At 28.7% G+C, this 735-nt stretch carries 1 protein-coding gene; it reads right to left on the reverse strand.

Annotation, left to right across the window (positions count from 1 at the left end):
- Nucleotides 1-148 precede the first annotated feature (148 nt).
- Nucleotides 149-616 carry a hypothetical protein gene (locus tag GTQ34_RS16610; protein WP_166524928.1) on the reverse strand — a complete coding sequence of 156 codons (468 nt, stop codon included), beginning with the start codon at nucleotides 614-616 and terminating at the stop codon, nucleotides 149-151.
- Nucleotides 617-735 lie beyond the last annotated feature (119 nt).

Raw genomic sequence — 735 nt, forward strand, 5'->3', positions numbered from 1 at the left:
TTGGGCTTGCGAAATGAATGTTAATGACAAAGCAAATAACAAAATCAATTTTGTCTTCATAATTATTAAAATGATGGGTACTTGTTTATTTAGATGTATTTGATCATCTTATATATTAATCGTTTATCTGAACTTTGGTAATTCATTTTCAATTAATCAGTATTAATTTCCTTTTAACATCTTCAAAATTTTCAGCCAGAAACACCCTTGTTGCACTAATATGTGTACTACTAGATTTCATAAATAGATGAATTTGTTTACTAGAATCATCAATCTTAAATGATACATTGAAAACATCCTTGAAAATTTTATTGTTGGTATCAAACTTAATTTTGATTTCATTTTCCTCTTCAATAATCAGCCAATCATACATTTCACTTTTGCCAACTTTCCTATTAATTATAGGTGGTTTGAATTTCAAATTGTCATCCGTATTAAATGATAGGATAGCTGCTATAACTTCTGAAGTAATATCAAAACCTTGATGTTCAATTTTATTCAAAATGTAGCTGCCTTCGATTGTCGATGCAATTTGCTCATCTCTTGATTTACAACCAAGAAGGCTAATTAAAAAAGTTACTAAGACTAAATGGTTTGGTTTTAGACGATTCCTCATCGTTTTTTTGAACTTTGATTTAACACATGGCCAGATTAGACTATGGATAGTTTTTATTCGTTTTTCACTTCTCCATTTTCGTCAAATAGAGTTCTTTTTGTCAAAACTCCATCTTTGTC

The sequence above is a fragment of the Flagellimonas ochracea genome (assembly GCF_009903685.1).
Classification (GTDB): Bacteria; Bacteroidota; Bacteroidia; order Flavobacteriales; family Flavobacteriaceae; genus Flagellimonas; species Flagellimonas ochracea.